The organism is Streptomyces sp. NRRL B-1140 (assembly GCF_001280065.1).
GTDB lineage: Bacteria > Actinomycetota > Actinomycetes > Streptomycetales > Streptomycetaceae > Streptomyces.
Map to the genome: position 1 here is coordinate 104,812 of NZ_LGEA01000080.1, position 15,953 is coordinate 120,764.

16 protein-coding genes are annotated in these 15,953 nt (G+C 69.7%); 13 read left to right on the forward strand and 3 right to left on the reverse strand.

The features are described 5' to 3' along the window. Positions 1-24 precede the first annotated feature (24 nt). The gene (locus ADK65_RS09875) at positions 25-720 is read left to right on the forward strand and encodes a demethylmenaquinone methyltransferase (RefSeq protein WP_053669583.1); all 696 of its coding nucleotides are present in this window, start codon (positions 25-27) and stop codon (positions 718-720) included. On the opposite strand, the gene ADK65_RS09880 is transcribed toward ADK65_RS09875, so the two are convergent. Continuing rightward, a complete protein-coding gene (locus tag ADK65_RS09880) occupies positions 707-1,018 on the reverse strand; it encodes a PASTA domain-containing protein (protein ID WP_053669584.1) in 312 nt (103 codons plus the stop codon). The genes ADK65_RS09875 and ADK65_RS09880 overlap by 14 nt on opposite strands. 110 nt (positions 1,019-1,128) lie before the next feature. Beyond that, complete coding sequence (locus ADK65_RS09885) at positions 1,129-1,653, reverse strand: GNAT family N-acetyltransferase (protein ID WP_053669585.1); 525 nt, start codon at positions 1,651-1,653, stop codon at positions 1,129-1,131. Between the two features lie 98 nt (positions 1,654-1,751). On the opposite strand from ADK65_RS09885, the gene ADK65_RS09890 reads away from it, so the two are divergent. Then, positions 1,752-3,044, forward strand: coding sequence for a geranylgeranyl reductase family protein (locus ADK65_RS09890; RefSeq protein WP_053669586.1), 1,293 nt, complete (start codon positions 1,752-1,754; stop codon positions 3,042-3,044). Positions 3,045-3,514: 470 nt separating this feature from the next. Here the strand turns inward: ADK65_RS09890 and ADK65_RS09895 are convergent, their stop codons facing one another. Then, the gene (locus ADK65_RS09895; protein WP_053669587.1) at positions 3,515-4,348 is read right to left on the reverse strand and encodes a C40 family peptidase; all 834 of its coding nucleotides are present in this window, start codon (positions 4,346-4,348) and stop codon (positions 3,515-3,517) included. Between the two features lie 724 nt (positions 4,349-5,072). Here ADK65_RS09895 and ADK65_RS09900 point away from each other — a divergent pair. Genes ADK65_RS09900 through nuoK form a run of 11 tightly spaced genes read left to right on the forward strand, consistent with a single transcriptional unit; the run spans position 5,073 to position 15,950 of the window. Next, a complete protein-coding gene (locus ADK65_RS09900; RefSeq protein ID WP_003992243.1) occupies positions 5,073-5,432 on the forward strand; it encodes an NADH-quinone oxidoreductase subunit A in 360 nt (119 codons plus the stop codon). 13 nt (positions 5,433-5,445) lie between these two features. After that, positions 5,446-6,000, forward strand: coding sequence for a NuoB/complex I 20 kDa subunit family protein (locus ADK65_RS09905; protein WP_007383964.1), 555 nt, complete (start codon positions 5,446-5,448; stop codon positions 5,998-6,000). Next, the gene (locus ADK65_RS09910) at positions 5,997-6,737 is read left to right on the forward strand and encodes an NADH-quinone oxidoreductase subunit C (protein ID WP_053669588.1); all 741 of its coding nucleotides are present in this window, start codon (positions 5,997-5,999) and stop codon (positions 6,735-6,737) included. The genes ADK65_RS09905 and ADK65_RS09910 overlap by 4 nt, the downstream gene beginning before the upstream one ends. Next, positions 6,734-8,056 (forward strand): NADH-quinone oxidoreductase subunit D, encoded by a 1,323-nt coding sequence (locus tag ADK65_RS09915; protein WP_053669589.1) that lies wholly within the window; start codon positions 6,734-6,736, stop codon positions 8,054-8,056. The genes ADK65_RS09910 and ADK65_RS09915 overlap by 4 nt, the downstream gene beginning before the upstream one ends. Beyond that, entirely contained in the window at positions 8,053-8,913 is an 861-nt protein-coding gene (nuoE, locus tag ADK65_RS09920; RefSeq protein WP_053669590.1) for an NADH-quinone oxidoreductase subunit NuoE, read from the forward strand. Before ADK65_RS09915 ends, nuoE begins: the two co-directional genes overlap by 4 nt. Beyond that, positions 8,913-10,259: an NADH-quinone oxidoreductase subunit NuoF gene (nuoF, locus tag ADK65_RS09925; protein ID WP_053669591.1), complete on the forward strand. Its 1,347-nt coding sequence runs from the start codon at positions 8,913-8,915 to the stop codon at positions 10,257-10,259. The genes nuoE and nuoF overlap by 1 nt, the downstream gene beginning before the upstream one ends. Next, a complete protein-coding gene (locus ADK65_RS09930) occupies positions 10,256-12,760 on the forward strand; it encodes an NADH-quinone oxidoreductase subunit G (RefSeq protein WP_053669592.1) in 2,505 nt (834 codons plus the stop codon). The genes nuoF and ADK65_RS09930 overlap by 4 nt, the downstream gene beginning before the upstream one ends. A gap of 20 nt (positions 12,761-12,780) precedes the next feature. Beyond that, on the forward strand, positions 12,781-14,157 hold the full coding sequence (gene nuoH, locus ADK65_RS09935) for an NADH-quinone oxidoreductase subunit NuoH (protein ID WP_053669630.1): 1,377 nt from the start codon (positions 12,781-12,783) through the stop codon (positions 14,155-14,157). Further along, a complete protein-coding gene (gene nuoI, locus ADK65_RS09940) occupies positions 14,150-14,815 on the forward strand; it encodes an NADH-quinone oxidoreductase subunit NuoI (RefSeq protein WP_053669593.1) in 666 nt (221 codons plus the stop codon). Before nuoH ends, nuoI begins: the two co-directional genes overlap by 8 nt. Beyond that, positions 14,812-15,654 carry an NADH-quinone oxidoreductase subunit J gene (locus tag ADK65_RS09945; protein ID WP_053669594.1) on the forward strand — a complete coding sequence of 281 codons (843 nt, stop codon included), beginning with the start codon at positions 14,812-14,814 and terminating at the stop codon, positions 15,652-15,654. Before nuoI ends, ADK65_RS09945 begins: the two co-directional genes overlap by 4 nt. Next, positions 15,651-15,950, forward strand: a complete 300-nt coding sequence (gene nuoK / locus ADK65_RS09950) for an NADH-quinone oxidoreductase subunit NuoK (protein WP_003992252.1) — start codon at positions 15,651-15,653, stop codon at positions 15,948-15,950. Before ADK65_RS09945 ends, nuoK begins: the two co-directional genes overlap by 4 nt. The last annotated feature ends 3 nt before the right edge of the window (positions 15,951-15,953 follow it).

The window sequence follows — 15,953 nt, forward strand, 5'->3', positions numbered from 1 at the left end:
AGGGGGTGCTGCAAGAATGGGCCCGTGACCCGCGCATCCCTGGACAAGCAGCCGCACGAAGTCGCCTCGATGTTCGACGACGTGGCGGAACGGTACGACCTGACCAACGACGTGCTGTCCCTCGGCCAGGACCGGCGATGGCGCAAGGAGGTCGCCAAGGCGGTCGACGCGCGCCCCGCGCAGAAGATCCTCGACCTCGCGGCGGGCACCGGCACCTCTTCCCTGCCCTTCGCCCGCACCGGCGCCTACGTCGTCCCGTGCGACTTCTCCCAGGGCATGCTCCAGGTCGGAAAGCAGCGGCAGCCCTGGCTGCCGTACACCGCCGGCGACGCGACGAGGCTCCCCTTCAAGGACGACACCTTCGACGCCGTCACGATCTCCTTCGGGCTGCGCAACGTGCAGGACACGGACGCCGCCCTGCGCGAGATGCTCCGGGTGACCCGGCCCGGCGGGCGGATCGTGATCTGCGAGTTCTCGCACCCGACGTGGGCGCCGTTCCGCACGGTCTACACCGAGTACCTGATGCGCGCCCTGCCGCCGGTCGCCCGGGCCGTGTCCTCCAGCCCCGACGCCTACGTCTACCTCGCCGAGTCCATCCGCGCCTGGCCCGACCAGCCCGCGCTGGCCGAGCGGCTGGGCAAGGCCGGCTGGTCGCGGGTGGCCTGGCGCAACCTGAGCGGTGGGATCGTCGCTCTGCACCGGGGCTTCAAGGCGAGCTGAGGACCATGTAGGGGTCGCCCGGCTCGTCCAGCTCGCGCTGGAGACCGCCCCGGGGCGGACGCGGGATCCGCGGTTCGTGCACACCCCCACCACCCTCCCCGGGTCCGAAGTCGAACCACACATAGACCATCGACTCCCGCGGCACCTCGGCACCGGGCTGCGGGTACTGGCGTACGACGTAGTCGACGACGGCGAGCGGGGTCTCGGGCCGGTCCGGCGTGGTGAGGAGGAGGCCCTGCGCCCGGGCCGCCTCCCGCGCGTCCATGGCCATCAGGCCGACCAGACGCGGTACGCGCACATCGGGTGTCTTGCGGGATATGTGCACAGATGTCACCCCCAGCGGTACAGGAAGGGTAACTCCCGCCCCGTTCCGACCGGAAGCGACGGGTTTCGTCCTGTGACAGTCGGCTACTCTCCGGCAGCGGCCGGGAGGTCGAGCCGGTAGCAGTGCCCCGTCCGCTGCGAGGCCGGAGTCGTGAAGGTCTCGGCGAGGCGCATTCCGAGTCGTCGCGTCACGGCGATGGAGCGGGTGTTGCGGGCGTCGACCATCGCGACCACGCCCGGCACGCCGACCGCCCGCATCCGGTCCAGCGTCTGCGCCGCGGCCGCCGTCACGTAGCCCCTGCCCCAGTGCTCCCGGCCGAGCCGCCAGCCGATCTCGATCTCGCCGACCGGGCCCCAGGCCCGCTCCCACGGCTGGGCGCCGGTGAAGCCGATGACCTGCCCCGACTCGTCGAGCACGGTCCACAGGCAGAAGCCGAGCTCGGCGTCGTGCCGGCGCTGGCGGGCGGTGAGCTCCTCGTAGACCGACAGCTCCGCGGCCCTGCCGCCCTGGAACTCCATGACGTCCGGGTCGTCGAAGATCCGGTGCCAGACGAACGCGTCCTCGTGGGTGGGGACGCGCAGCCGCACGGCGGGGAGAACTCGGTTCACGGGGCAGCCCTTCAGCCGGGTGATGAATGCCGCTGCATAGACTGCCCATGTCCCGTGCCGGCCGGCACATCAATGCCGAACCTTGGGGAGATCCCGCCGTGAGTGTCGTGACCGAGCCCCTCTCGGAGAACACCGCCGATGTGATCGTCGTGGGCGCGGGCCCGGCGGGCTCCACCACCGCCTACCACCTCGCCAAGGCGGGGCTCGACGTCCTCCTGCTGGAGAAGACCGCGTTCCCGCGCGAGAAGGTCTGCGGTGACGGCCTCACCCCGCGTGCCGTCAAGCAGCTGGTCGCCATGGGCATCGACATCTCGGAGGAAGCCGGCTGGCTGCGCAACAAGGGCCTGCGCATCATCGGCGGCGGGGTGCGGCTCCAGCTCGACTGGCCGGATCTGGCCTCCTTCCCCGACTACGGTCTCGTCCGCAAGCGCGACGACTTCGACGAGCAGCTCGCCCGGCAGGCCCAGAAGGCCGGGGCGCGGCTCTTCGAGCGGTGCAACGTGGGCGCGCCGATCGTCGACGACCGCACGGGCCGCATCACGGGGGTGCACGCCAAGCTCGGCGAGGAGAAGCGCGAGGTCACCTTCCACGCGCCGCTCGTCGTCGCCGCCGACGGCAACTCCACCCGGCTGTCCCTCGCGATGGGCCTGCACCGCCGTGAGGACCGGCCGATGGGTGTGGCGGTGCGCACGTACTTCACCAGCCCGCGCCACGAGGACGACTACCTGGAGTCCTGGCTTGAGCTGTGGGACCGCCGCGGCGCCGAGGACCGCCTCCTGCCCGGCTACGGCTGGATCTTCGGCATGGGCGACGGCACCTCGAACGTCGGCCTGGGCGTGCTCAACACCTCCGACTCCTTCAAGGAGCTGGACTGGCGCGAGGTCCTGAAGGCCTGGTGCGCGTCGATGCCGGAGGACTGGGGTTACACGCCGGACAACATGACCGGCCCGATCCGCGGCGCCGCCCTGCCGATGGCCTTCAACCGCCAGCCGCACTACACCAAGGGACTGCTGCTCGTCGGCGACGCCGGCGGCCTGGTGAACCCCTTCAACGGCGAGGGCATCGCCTACGCCATGGAGTCCGGCCAGATCGCCGCCGACGTCATCGTCCAGGCTCACGCCCGGCCGACGCCGGCGAGCCGCGAACTGGCCCTCCAGCGTTATCCGCGCGTCCTGAAGGACACCTACGGCGGCTACTACACGCTCGGCCGCGCCTTCGTGAAGCTCATCGGCAACCCGAAGGTCATGCAGATCGCGGCCCAGCGCGGTCTGACGCACCCGATGCTGATGAAGTTCACGCTGAAGCTCCTGGCGAACCTCACCGACCCCACGGGCGGCGACGCGATGGACCGCATCATCAACGGGCTGAGCAGGGTGGCCCCGAAGGCCTGAACGACCCGCTGGGCGGTGACGGGGCGGGCCGAGCGGCCCGCCCCTTGCAGGGGGCGTGAGCGGCCCGCCGTGCTGTGGTGCCGGGCGGGGTCGGCGCGGGCCCGGCCCGCGCCGCCGGTGTGCGAGTCGACGGGCCGGCCACACGCAGCCATCGGGCCGGATCATTCCGGGGCGTACGGGACTTTCGGCCCGTCAGGGGAGCGAGGACGCCGAGGCGACCGTGCGGCTCACCCTCAACACCCCGCCAGGACGGGACAATTCGGGCACTCGGTGCGGGGGTGGCGAAGCGCAGGGGCGGGCCGTGGTGCCGAGTGGCCTTCAGAAGGGCCCTGAGTGCCTCTGGAGCGCCTTGGGGGGCGAGGTGGGGGAGCGGGAGCCGGATGGCCCCGGACAGGCCGGGAGGGCCGTCGCCCAGGAGTGGCGACGGCCCTCGAGCCCGTATGTGCGGAGGTTCCGGAGGGTGTGCGGCGTCAGAGGACGCGCACCGCGCCCGACGCCGGGTAGCCCGACAGGTCCTGGATGACGACGCCCTTGGAGGGGTTGGCCGCGTCGAGGTACTGGCCGTTCCCGATGTAGACACCCACGTGGTACGCGGAGCCCTTGCCGCCCCAGTACAGGATGTCGCCGACCTGGATGCTGGACAGCGGGACGTCCGTGCCGGCCATCGACTGGTCCTGCGAGACGCGCGGCAGGTCCACACCAACCTGCTTGTACGCGGCCTGCACGAGGGAGGAGCAGTCCCAGGCGTTGGGGCCGGTGGCGCCCATGACGTAGGCGTCGCCCACCTGGGCCTTGAGGAACGCGATGACCGTCGCGACGCTGCCGCTGGCGGGTGCCGACACGGACGTCGAGGCGGACGCGGACGCGGAGAGGGTGGCGCGCTCGGTGCTGCGGTTGGCGCGCTCGGCGGCGGCCTTGCGGGCGGCCTCGGCGGCCTTCTTCTTGGCCTCCGCCTTCTTCTTGGCCTCGGCGAGGTCCTTCTTGGCCTCCGCGGCGGCCTTCGCGGCGGCGGCGTCACGCTCGGCGCGCAGCTCGTAGTTCGCCGCGGCCTGCTGGGTGGCGGCGGCGGACTGGGCGACCTGAGCGGACATGTCGGCCGTCAGGGTGGGCAGTTCGATGGTCTGCGTCACCGGCTCGGCGGCGCTCGCCGAAGCCGACGCGCCCGCCGCTGCCATGCTGAGAACGCCACCGGCAACGCCGGCGCGCAGGGCGATCGAAGAGGTCGCGCTGCGGCGGGGTTTCCGGTGGCTGCGTATGTGAGCGGTGTGGGACATGGGAATAACCGGTACCAGGGGCTCCTTCATATCTTCAAGAAACGTGTGCTGCGCCACAGTTACTCAATCGGGCCGTCAAAACCCCCGAATGAGACTCTTTATTGACGCCGTAACGGACATTGCGGGCACCCCGTGACCGGCCTGTGATCACGGTGTTTGATCAATACGCCCGAATTGCCCCGCGCCTACCATCCGTTGGCTTGATTGGCCAAGCCCCGTTCTCACGGAGGTCTCATCTGTGTGACGGAGGTCACGGAACGGCTGCCCTGTCGACCGCGTCCCGGCGCATAGATCACGGCCGTGTCACGAGCTCGCGGAGATCGTGAACGCGTGCACGCGTCCACTCCTCACCCCGTGGGCCCCCTGACGTGTGAACGCGCCTCTATCAAGAGATCAAGCCCATCGCGAATTTGCATGCAAGAGAACCCTCTTGATATTGAGACGCCCCCTCCGGCCTGCACTGACGAGCCAAAATGTCACCTCTCGTGATCACTCGGACGCTTCGCGTGTGAAGATCACCGCTCATCCGACTTCATGATCGATCGTCAGGTGGTGGAGATCACAAAGCTTGTGCAATACCCCGTGTCGCAGATCACAGAGCGTCCGGCATAAGATGCACGCGGTTGGGCTTGTGACCTGCTTCACATGTTCCCGATCTTCGCCGGGGCGTGCGGGGTTCGAGGGACTGGTGGGCCGGAAGTGAGCCCGACGCAAACCGCCAGCAGTCAGTGCCGACTGAGAGGAGCGAGGAGCGGTGAACGCGTATGCGCCCATCCTCGTACTGGGAGCCCTCGGGGCAGGCTTTGCGATCTTCTCCGTGGTCATGGCCACGTTGATCGGGCCCAAGCGGTACAACCGGGCCAAGCTCGAGGCCTACGAGTGCGGTATCGAGCCGACCCCCACGCCGGCCGGTGGCGGGCGCTTCCCCATCAAGTACTACCTGACGGCGATGCTCTTCATCGTCTTCGACATCGAGATCGTCTTCCTCTACCCCTGGGCCGTCACCTTCGACGCCCTGGGGATCTTCGGGCTCGTGGAGATGCTGCTCTTCGTGCTCACCGTCTTCGTCGCGTACGCGTACGTGTGGCGGCGCGGCGGCCTGGAATGGGACTGAGGGGCCACACGTCATGGGACTCGAAGAAAAGCTGCCGAGCGGCTTCCTGCTGACCACCGTCGAGCAGGCCGCGGGCTGGGTGCGCAAGGCCTCGGTCTTCCCCGCCACCTTCGGCCTCGCCTGCTGCGCCATCGAGATGATGACCACCGGCGCAGGCCGCTACGACCTGGCGCGCTTCGGCATGGAGGTCTTCCGCGGTTCGCCCCGCCAGGCGGACCTGATGATCGTCGCCGGCCGGGTGAGCCAGAAGATGGCGCCGGTGCTCCGGCAGGTCTACGACCAGATGCCGAACCCCAAGTGGGTGATCTCCATGGGGGTCTGCGCCTCCTCGGGCGGCATGTTCAACAACTACGCCATCGTCCAGGGCGTCGACCACATCGTGCCGGTCGACATCTACCTCCCCGGCTGCCCGCCCCGGCCGGAGATGCTGATGGACGCGATCCTCAAGCTCCACCAGAAGATCCAGTCCTCCAAGCTCGGCGTGAACGCCGAGGAAGCGGCCCGCGAGGCGGAGGAAGCGGCGCTCAAGGCCCTGCCCACCATCGAAATGAAGGGGCTGCTGCGATGAGCGACGCGAACGGCAACGGGGTCAACCCCGAGAAGGACCTCTCCGCGGAGAACCTCCCGGGCCAGCGCGGCCAGGGCGGCGAGGAGATCCGCGTCCAGCGCGGCATGTTCGGCGCGAACAACGGCGGCGACACCACCGGCTACGGCGGCCTGGTCCGCTCGGTGCGGCTCCCGGGGCCGGCGGCCCGCCCCTACGGCGGCTGGTTCGACGAGGTCGCCGACGAGCTGGAGGGCGCCCTGGAGGAGCAGGGCCTGCTCCCGGACAACGCCATCGAGAAGACGGTCGTCGACCGCGACGAGCTGACCTTCCACATCGAGCGCGAGCACCTCGTCCTCGTCGCCCGCACCCTGCGCGACGACCCGGCCCTGCGCTTCGAGCTGTGCACCGGCGTCAGCGGCGTGCACTACCCGAACGACAAGGGCCGCGAGCTGCACGCCGTCTACCACCTGCGCTCGATCACCCACAACCGGGTGATCCGCCTGGAGGTCAGCGCCCCCGACAGCGACCCGCACATCCCGTCGCTGTTCTCGGTCTATCCGACGAACGACTGGCACGAGCGCGAGACGTACGACTTCTTCGGAATCGTCTTCGACGGCCACCCCGCCCTGACGCGGATCATGATGCCGGACGACTGGCAGGGCTTCCCGCAGCGCAAGGACTACCCCCTCGGCGGCATCCCCGTCGAGTACAAGGGCGCCCAGATCCCGGCTCCGGACCAGCGGAGGTCGTACTCATGAGCACCTCGCACGCTTCTCCTCGCGAGACCACCGAAGGAACCGTCTACACGGTCACCGGCGGCGACTGGGACGAGGTCGTCGAGACCGCGGCCCGCGCCGACGACGAGCGCATCGTCGTCAACATGGGCCCCCAGCACCCGTCCACCCACGGTGTGCTCCGCCTGATCCTGGAGATCGACGGCGAGACCGTCACCGAGGCCCGCTGCGGAATCGGTTACCTGCACACCGGCATCGAGAAGAACCTCGAGTACCGGACGTGGACGCAGGGCACCACGTTCGTGACGCGCATGGACTACCTGACGCCGTTCTTCAACGAGACGGCGTACTGCCTCGGCGTGGAGAAGCTCCTCGGCATCGAGGACCAGATCCCCGACCGGGCCTCGATCATCCGCGTGCTCCTGATGGAGCTGAACCGGCTCTCCTCCCACCTGGTGTGCATCGCCACCGGCGGCATGGAACTCGGCGCGACCACGATCATGATCTACGGCTTTCGTGATCGTGAACTCATTCTCGATATCTACGAGCTGATCACCGGCCTGCGGATGAACCACGCGTACATCCGCCCCGGCGGACTCGCCCAGGACCTGCCGCCCGGCGCGGTGGACCAGATCCGCGAGTTCGTGAAGAAGATGAAGAAGAACCTCCCGGAGTACGACAAGCTCGCCACCGGGAACCCCATCTTCAAGGCCCGTATGCAGGACGTGGGCTACCTCGACCTGGCCGGCTGCATGGCCCTCGGCGCGACGGGCCCGATCCTGCGCTCCACCGGCCTGCCCCACGACCTGCGCAAGGCGCAGCCGTACTGCGGTTACGAGACGTACGACTTCGAGATCCCGACCGCCGACACCTGCGACTCCTACGGCCGCTTCCTCATCCGGCTGGAGGAGATGCGCCAGTCGCTGAGGATCGTCGAGCAGTGCCTGGACCGGCTCCAGCCCGGCCCGGTCATGGTCGCCGACAAGAAGATCGCCTGGCCCGCCCAGCTCGCCCTCGGCCCCGACGGCCTGGGCAACTCCCTCGACCACATCAAGAAGATCATGGGCACCTCCATGGAGGCCCTGATCCACCACTTCAAACTGGTCACCGAGGGCTTCCGCGTCCCGCCGGGGCAGGCCTACGCGGCGGTCGAGTCGCCCAAGGGCGAACTCGGGGTGCACGTCGTGTCCGACGGCGGCACCCGCCCCTACCGGGTCCACTTCCGCGACCCGTCCTTCACCAACCTGCAGGCCATGGCGGCGATGTGCGAGGGCGGCCAGGTCGCCGACGTCATCGTCGCGGTGGCGTCCATCGACCCCGTGATGGGAGGCGTCGACCGGTGACCACATCGTCTTCCGAGCGGGGCGTCAGCCTGGGCATGCCCGAACTGCCCGCCCCCGCCTACCCGGACGACGTCCGGGCCCGTCTGGAGACGGACGCGCGCGAGGTCATCGCCCGCTACCCGGACTCCCGGTCCGCGCTGCTGCCGCTGCTGCACCTCGTGCAGGCCGAGGAGGGGCACGTCACCCGCACCGGGATGCAGTTCTGCGCGGACGTGCTCGGCCTGACCACGGCCGAGGTCACCGCCGTCGCCACCTTCTACACCATGTACCGGCGCAAGCCGAGCGGTGACTACCAGGTCGGGGTGTGCACCAACACCCTGTGCGCCGTGATGGGCGGGGACGCGATCTTCGAGGAGCTCCAGGAGCACCTCGGCGTCGGCAACGGCGAGACCACCGGCGACGGCAAGGTCACCCTGGAGCACATCGAGTGCAACGCGGCCTGCGACTTCGCGCCGGTCGTGATGGTCAACTGGGAGTTCTTCGACAACCAGACCCCCGACAGCGCCAAGAGCCTCGTCGACGACTTGCGCGCGGGCCGGCCGGTCACCCCCACTCGCGGGGCGCGCATGTGCACCTTCAAGGAGACCGCCCGGATCCTGGCCGGCTTCCCCGACGAGCGGGAGGGAGCCGTGGAGTCGGGGGGAAGCGCGGGACCCGCCTCCCTCGTCGGCCTGAAGCTCGCCAAGGGCGAGGCCTCTCCCGCGCGCGTGGTGCACCCGCGCGGCGAGGCGGCCCGCACCGGGGCACCGCACGAGCCGTCACCGACGGAGCACTTGAGCTCGCACGACGCGCCGCAGGACACGTCGGCCTCCGACCCGGCCCACCCGGCCGGGCCCACCGCCGAGGAGGGGGAGTGATGACCTTGGCACCCGAGCTGAAAGACACGAGCCCCGAGAAGCTGCTCGCACCGGTGCTCTCGGCCTTCTGGGACGAGGACAAGTCCTGGACGCTGGACGTCTACCGGCGGTACGACGGCTATGAAGGGCTGCGCAAGGCGCTCGCCATGTCCCCGGACGACCTGATCGCGTACGTCAAGGACTCCGGTCTGCGCGGACGCGGCGGCGCGGGCTTCCCCACCGGGATGAAGTGGCAGTTCATTCCCCAGGGTGACGGAAAGCCGCACTATCTTGTCGTCAACGCCGACGAGTCGGAGCCCGGGACGTGCAAGGACATCCCGCTCCTCTTCGCGAACCCGCACAGCCTCATCGAGGGCATGATCATCGCGTGTTACGCCATCAGGTCGTCGCACGCCTTCATCTATCTGCGGGGTGAAGTCGTCCCCGTACTGCGGCGGTTGCACTCCGCCGTGCGCGAGGCCTACGAGGCGGGCTTCCTCGGCGAGAACATCCTGGACAGCGGACTCGACCTCGACATCACCGTGCACGCGGGCGCGGGCGCGTACATCTGCGGTGAGGAGACCGCACTGCTCGACTCGCTCGAAGGCCGCCGGGGCCAGCCGCGGCTCCGTCCCCCCTTCCCTGCCGTCGCGGGCCTCTATGCGTGCCCGACTGTGGTGAACAACGTCGAATCGATCGCGTCGGTTCCCGCGATCCTGCAGCGGGGCAAGGAATGGTTCCGGTCGATGGGGAGTGAGAAGTCGCCCGGCTTCACGCTCTACTCCCTGTCCGGCCACGTCGCCAGCCCCGGCCAGTACGAGGCGCCGCTCGGAATCACGCTCCGCCAGCTCCTCGACATGAGCGGCGGGATGCGCCCAGGGCACCGCCTCAAGTTCTGGACGCCGGGCGGCTCCTCGACCCCGATGTTCACCGACGAGCACCTGGACGTCCCCCTTGACTACGAAGGAGTGGGCGCCGCGGGTTCCATGCTCGGCACGAAAGCACTCCAGTGCTTCGACGAGACGACCTGCGTGGTCCGTGCCGTCACCCGCTGGACGGAGTTCTACGCCCACGAGTCCTGCGGCAAATGCACGCCCTGCCGCGAAGGCACCTACTGGCTCGTGCAGCTGCTGCGCGACATCGAGGCCGGCAAGGGACAGATGTCCGACCTCGACAAGCTGAACGACATCGCCGACAACATCAACGGCAAGTCCTTCTGCGCCCTCGGCGACGGCGCCGCCTCGCCGATCTTCTCCTCGCTCAAGTACTTCCGCGAGGAGTACGAGCAGCACATCACGGGCCGGGGCTGCCCCTTCGACCCGGCCAAGTCGACGGCCTGGGCCGACCGCACGGAGGTGAACGCATGACCGTGACCACCAGCTCTCCCTCCGGCGGGGGAGAAGCGGCGGTCCCGCCGGAGGACCTCGTGTCGCTGACGATCGACGGCGCCGAGATCAGCGTGCCCAAGGGCACCCTGGTCATCCGGGCCGCCGAACAGCTCGGCATCGAGATCCCCCGGTTCTGCGACCACCCCCTGCTCGACCCGGCCGGTGCCTGCCGGCAGTGCATCGTCGAGGTCGAGGGCCAGCGCAAGCCCATGGCGTCCTGCACGATCACCTGTACGGACGGGATGGTCGTCAAGACTCACCTCACCTCCCCGGTCGCCGAAAAGGCCCAGAAGGGTGTGATGGAGCTCCTGCTCATCAACCACCCGCTGGACTGCCCGGTCTGCGACAAGGGCGGTGAGTGCCCGCTGCAGAACCAGGCCATGTCGCACGGCGACGCCGACTCCCGCTTCGAGGGCCGCAAGCGGACCTACGAGAAGCCCGTCCCGATCTCCACACAGGTGCTGCTCGACCGCGAACGGTGCGTGCTGTGCGCCCGCTGCACCCGGTTCTCCAACCAGGTCGCGGGCGACCCGATGATCGAGCTGATCGAGCGGGGCGCGCTCCAGCAGGTCGGCACCGGCGAGGGCGACCCGTTCGAGTCGTACTTCTCCGGCAACACCATCCAGATCTGCCCCGTGGGAGCGCTGACCTCGGCGGCGTACCGATTCCGCTCCCGCCCCTTCGACCTGGTGTCCTCCCCGTCGGTGTGCGAGCACTGCTCCGGCGGCTGCGCCACCCGCACCGACCACCGCCGCGGCAAGGTCATGCGGCGACTGGCGGCCGACGACCCCGAGGTCAACGAGGAGTGGATCTGCGACAAGGGGCGGTTCGGCTTCCGGTACGCGCAGCAGCGCGACCGGCTCGAGACGCCGCTGGTGCGCAACGCCGAGGGCGAGCTGGAGCCCGCCTCCTGGCCCGAGGCGCTGCAGATCGCGGCCCAGGGGCTGCTGGCCTCCCGGGGCCGCACCGGCGTCCTGACCGGCGGCCGCCTCACCGTCGAGGACGCCTACGCGTACAGCAAGTTCGCGCGCGTGGCGCTCGACACCAACGACATCGACTTCCGCGCGCGCGTGCACAGCAGCGAGGAGGCCGACTTCCTCGCCGCGCAGATCGCCGGGCGTGGCCGGGACCTCGACGGCACGGGCGTCACGTACACCGCGCTGGAGAAGGCCCCGGCCGTCCTGCTCGTCGGGTTCGAGGCGGAGGAGGAGGCGCCCGGCGTCTTCCTGCGGCTGCGCAAGGCATGGCGGGGGCACGGGCAGAAGGTCTACTCCCTGGCCACACACGCCACGCGCGGTCTGGAGAAGGCCGGCGGCACGCTGCTCCCGGCGGCCCCCGGCACCGAGACCGAGTGGCTGGACGCGCTCGCGAGCGGTGCCGGCCTGGAGGACGACGGTGCGCTCGCCGCCGAGGCGCTGCGCGCCGAGGGCGCGGTGATCGTCGTCGGCGAGCGGCTGGCGGCCGTGGCCGGCGGGCTCACCGCCGCCGGCCGCACCGCCGCCGCGACCGGGGCCCGGCTGGTGTGGATCCCGCGCCGGGCCGGGGAACGCGGCGCGATCGAGGCGGGCGCGCTGCCCTCGCTGCTGCCGGGCGGGCGCCCGGCCACCGACCCGCGCGCGCGGGACGAGGTCGCCGCCGTCTGGGGCGTCGCGGGGCTTCCGCACCGCTACGGCCGTGACACCGGCCAGATCGTGGAGGCCGCCGCGACCGGTGAACTCCAGGCCCTGCTGGTGGCGGGTGTGGAGATCGCCGATCTGCCCGACCCGGCACGCGCGCGTGCGGCGCTGGACGAAGTGGGCTTCCTCGTCTCGCTGGAGCTGCGGCCGAGCGAGATCAGCCGCAAGGCCGATGTCGTCCTGCCCGTCGCGGCGGTCGCCGAGAAGGCCGGCACCTTCCTCAACTGGGAAGGCCGCATCCGCTTCTTCGAGGCGGCACTCAAGCCCGACCAGATGACCCGACGCCCGGCTCCCACCGACGCGCGTGTGCTGCAGATGCTGGCAGACGCCATGGACGTCCATCTCGGGCTGCCGGACCTGCGTACCGTGCGCGGCGAGATCGACCGGCTCGGCGCCTGGGACGGACCGCGGGCCGGAGAGCCCCTGGAGACCGCTGCCGCGCTGCCGAGGCCGGCCATCGGAGAAGCCGTCCTCGCCGGGCACCGGCTGCTGCTCGACCAGGGCGTCCTCCAGCAGGGCGACGAGGCCCTCGCCGGAACCCGGCACGCGGCATGGGCGCGCGTGTCGTCCGCGACGGCCGCCGAGGCGGGCGTGAAGGACGGCGACCTGCTCGCGGTGACCGGACCGCGGGGCGTGGTGGAACTCCCGCTCCGGATCAGCGACATGCCCGACCGGGTCGTGTGGCTGCCACTGAACTCCACCGGCGGCGGTGTCGCCTCCGACACCGGGGCGCGGCCCGGCTCCCTCGTCCGCATCGGCCCGGCGACGCTCGCCGGCGAGGCCCCCAAGGAGGTGGAGGCATGAGCCTTCAAGGAGGCGGCGGCATCAGCCCGTACCTCGCCGCGGAAGACCTCTCGATGTTCGGCACCGACCCGTGGTGGCTGGTCGCCATCAAGGCGGTGTTCTGCTTCGCCTTCCTGATGGTGACCGTGCTGGTGTCCATCGTCATGGAGCGCAAGGTCGTCGCCTGGATGCAGCTGCGCATCGGCCCCAACCGGCACGGCCCCTGGGGCATGCTCCAGTCGCTCGCCGACGGCATCAAGCTGATGCTCAAGGAGGACGTCGTCGTCAAACGCGCGGACAAGGTGGTGTACGTCCTCGCGCCGATCGTCGCGGCCATCCCGGCCTTCATGGCGATCGCGGTGATCCCCTTCGGCCCGGCCGGCAACGAGATCTCGATCTTCGGCCAGCGCACCACGATGCAGCTCACCGACCTGCCGATCGCGATGCTCTACATCCTCGCGGTCGCCTCGGTCGGCATCTACGGCATCGTGCTCGCGGGCTGGAGCTCCGGTTCGACGTACCCGCTGCTGGGCGGCCTGCGCTCCTGCGCGCAGATGATCTCCTACGAGATCGCGATGGGCGCCGCCTTCGCCTCGGTCTTCCTGTACTCGGGGTCGATGTCGACCTCGACGATCGTCGAGCAGCAGGCCGACCGCTGGTACATCGTGCTGCTGCCGGTCTCCTTCGTCATCTACATCGTCACGATGGTCGGCGAGACCAACCGCGCACCCTTCGACATGCCGGAGTCCGAGGGCGACCTGGTCGGCGGCTTCAACACCGAGTACTCGTCGATCAAGTTCGCGATGTTCATGCTCGCCGAGTACGTCAACATGGTGACCGTCTCGGCCGTCGCCACCACGCTGTTCCTCGGCGGCTGGCGGGCCCCCTGGCCGATCAGCACCTTCTGGGAGGGCGCCAACCACGGCTGGTGGCCGCTGCTGTGGTTCACCGTCAAGGTCCAGCTGCTGCTGTTCATGTTCATCTGGATCCGCGGCACCCTCCCGCGCGTGCGCTACGACCAGCTGATGAAGCTCGGCTGGAAGGTCCTCATCCCGGTCTCGCTGGTGTGGCTGATGCTCGTCGCGAGCGTGCGGGCCTTCCGCAACGAGGGCTACGACTTCGCCGACATCGCCCTGTACGTGGGCGGCGGCGTGCTCGCCCTGCTGCTGCTCTCCTTCGTCGCCGACATGTTCCGCGAGAAGGCCAAGAAGGCCGAGCAGCCGGCCGACACCCCGGCCGCCTTCGACCCGATGGCGGGCGGATTCCCCGTACCGCCCCTGCCCGGACAGGAACTACCGCCGGTCCCCCGCCGCCGCTCACGCCGTGAGCGGGAGCTGATTGTCAGTGGTGGGCCCGATACTCAGAGTGACGAATCTCTGGGCGGAACTACGGATGGAAAGGAGGCGTCCGATGGCTGAGGAACTCGAGCGTTCGCAGGGTGAGGAACCCAAGGACACCAAGCCCGGTTTCCAGAACCCCGTGGCCGGCTTCGGCGTGACCTTCAAGGCCATGTTCAAGAAGCGGCTGACCGAGCAGTACCCCGAGCAGCAGAAGACCACGGCTCCGCGCTTCCACGGACGGCACCAGCTCAACCGCCATCCGGACGGCCTGGAGAAGTGCGTCGGCTGTGAACTGTGCGCCTGGGCCTGCCCCGCCGACGCGATCTATGTGGAGGGGGCGGACAACACCGACGAGGAGCGCTACTCGCCGGGCGAGCGGTACGGCCGCGTCTACCAGATCAACTACGCCCGCTGCATCCTGTGCGGCCTGTGCATCGAGGCCTGCCCCACCCGGGCGCTCACGATGACCAACGAGTTCGAACTGGCCGACTCCAGCCGGGCCAACCTCATCTACACCAAGGAGCAGCTGCTCGCCGGTCTGGAGGAGGGCATGGTCGACTCGCCCCACGCCATCTACCCCGGCACGGACGAACAGGACTACTACCGGGGCCTGGTGACGGAGGCCGCGCCCGGCACCGAGCGGCAGGTCGCCCACTCCAAGGTCGAGGTCGTGCAGGAGGCCGACTCGACCTTCGGCGGGACGGAACCGGCCTCGGAGAGGGTGATCGGGCGATGACCACCCAGCTCGCCGCCTACTCCACCTCCACCGGAGAGGCCGTCCAGTTCTGGATCCTCGGCACCGTCGCGGTGATCGGCGCCCTGTGCACCATCCTCATGAAGCGGGCCGTGCACAGCGCGCTCTGCCTCGCCGGGACCATGATCGTCCTGGCGGTGTTCTACCTCGCCAACGGCGCCTACTTCCTGGGCGTCGTCCAGATCATCGTCTACACCGGCGCGATCATGATGCTGTTCCTGTTCGTCGTGATGCTCGTCGGCGTCACCGCGGCGGACTCCCTGAAGGAGACCATCAAGGGCCAGCGCTGGCTGGCCCTGCTGTGCGGCCTCGGCTTCGGAGTCCTGCTGATCGGCGGCATCGGCAACGCGTCCCTGTCGGAGTTCAACGGCATCGGCCAGGCGAACGCCGGAGGAAACGTGGAGGGCCTCGCCGCCCTCATCTTCACCAAGTACGTCTTCGCGTTCGAGATCACCGGCGCCCTGCTCATCACGGCCGCCGTCGGCGCCATGGTCCTCACCCACCGCGAGCGCACCGAGCGGGCCAAGACGCAGCGGGAGCTCGCCGAGGAGCGCGTGCGCGAGGGCAAGTACCTGCCGCCGCTGCCGGCGCCCGGTGTGTACGCCCGGCACAACGCGGTCGACATCGCGGGCCTGCTGCCCGACGGCACCCCGTCCGACCTCACCGTCAGCAAGACCCTGCGCGAGCGCGGCCAGATCCGTGACGTGTCGCGGGAGGCGCTCAACGACCTCAAGGCCCTGGAGCAGCGGTCGGAGGAGCGTCTGGAGCGCAGGGCGGTCGGGCCGGCGAAGTTCCAGCGGTCCGAGGAGGCGTCCAAGTGAACCCCGTCAACTACCTCTACCTCGCGGCCCTGTTGTTCACGATCGGCGCCACCGGTGTGCTGATCAGGCGCAACGCGATCGTCGTGTTCATGTGCATCGAGCTCATGCTCAACGCCTGCAACCTCGCGTTCGTCGCCTTCTCCCGCATGCACGGCAACCTCGACGGGCAGATCATCGCCTTCTTCACGATGGTCGTCGCCGCCGCCGAGGTCGTGGTCGGGCTCGCGATCATCGTGTCCCTGTTCCGTGCCCGCCACTCGGCCTCGGTCGACGACGCCAGCCTGATGAAGCTGTAAGGG